This window comes from Campylobacter sp. CNRCH_2007_0968H (genome assembly GCF_025773245.1).
GTDB lineage: Bacteria > Campylobacterota > Campylobacteria > Campylobacterales > Campylobacteraceae > Campylobacter_D > Campylobacter_D lari_D.
This window is the reverse complement of the sequence record NZ_JAKMTQ010000038.1, coordinates 1-1,568: the sequence shown is the minus strand read 5'-3', so window position 1 is coordinate 1,568 and position 1,568 is coordinate 1. Positions and strand designations below refer to the sequence as shown.

Annotated in this window: 1 protein-coding gene and 1 pseudogene; both read left to right on the top strand. The window is 26.8% G+C overall.

The annotated features are described in order from the left end of the window. Positions 1–993 (top strand): annotated as a pseudogene (locus L8Y18_RS08505) (hypothetical protein); the annotation flags it as partial. A gap of 24 nt (positions 994–1,017) precedes the next feature. Beyond that, positions 1,018–1,568: filamentous hemagglutinin N-terminal domain-containing protein (locus tag L8Y18_RS08500; protein ID WP_263676660.1), on the top strand; the 551-nt coding region annotated here is incomplete at its 3' end.

Here is a 1,568-nt window from a genome sequence, read left to right as displayed (position 1 = left end):
TATTATGCTAGTAGTGCTAATGCTAATAGTATAGTTTTAGATAATGTAAAATCAGGTAGAAACCTCACTGCTATTATAGAAGCTGATAATTTAGAAAAAAACACTATAAAATATAATATGGTGCAATCTTTATCCAATGCTTCTAATATAGATAAAGGTTCTAAAATCATTTTAAGAGCTAATGAAAATGCTAATGATAATACTTTAAATATTAAAGATTATTCAAGTGCAGCTAGTTCTAATGTATATATTATTAATGCAAAAAATGAAAGTGCTAATAATACTTTTATCTTTGATAATTTAGCCCTAGGTACAGCTTCTGATAAAAGAGAAGGGGAAATAATAATTAGTGCAGGTATAGCTAAGAATACTCATGATAATTATACTCATATAAATAATTTAAATATAGATGAGTATAAAAACAACAAAGCTATATTTATAAGCGCTTCTGGAGTATATAGTGAAAATGATAAAAGCTATAATAATACCTTATATCTAAGTGGTAATACTAATATTTTTAACAATACCAATATAGATGTATTAGCAGGAAGTTTTTTACAAACTAAAAAAGATAATAACTTTGTATCAAAAGTTCTAACACATAAAAATGGTACTAATAATCATTTAGTATTAAATACAAATATAAAAGCAAATACTATTAATAACTTTGATCATTATAGCTTTATCTTAAAAGATGATACTAAGGCTTATTTAAATGCTAAAGAAGCTATTCATCTTTCTAAAGATAGTTCTATTAATGTATATACAAACAATAATGTAAAAAATAAAAGCTTTATTTTAATGCAAAGTGAAAAAGGCTTTGTAGATGCAAATAATAAACACTTAAATCAAAAAGACTTACAAAGCTTATTAGAAACTATCACTAAAAATAATCAAAGCTTACATAAAAATATTAAAGCAAAAGTTCAAAAAGCTAAATACACTCTAAGTGTAAGTAAAGATGCAAAAAGCATAGTAGTGAATTTAAATTAAAACAATGCACCAAAAGGATTAATTATGAAAACACATAAACTATCAAATCACATCATACTCTCAGGTATAACTGTATCAATGCTATTTTCTCCACTAATGGCTTTACCTAGTGGAGGTAAATTTACTCACGGGACTAGTGGAACTATAAACAAACCAAATGACAATACCTTAAATATTAATGGACATGGAACAAATTCAGTCATACAATGGGGTGGTGGCTTTAGCATAGGTAAAGGTGAAAGTGTAAATTTTAATGGAAACAATAAAAACTACCTAAACATTGCTCATGGAACAAGTAAATCTACCATAGAAGGTGTATTAAATGCAAAAGGTAATAATGTCTTTTTAATCAATCCTAATGGAGTAATCATTACTAAAACAGGAACTATCAATGCTAATCGCTTTGTGGCTTCGACTTCGTCGATGGGTGATGAGGATATACAAAAGTTTGCAAAGATGCAAAAATTTGATGATGGATTAACTTTTTCACCGGTGTTTAAACCACAAAAAGCAGGCAATGTAGTTAATATGGGTAATATTAATGCTAATAATGTATTACTTATAGGGAATAAGGT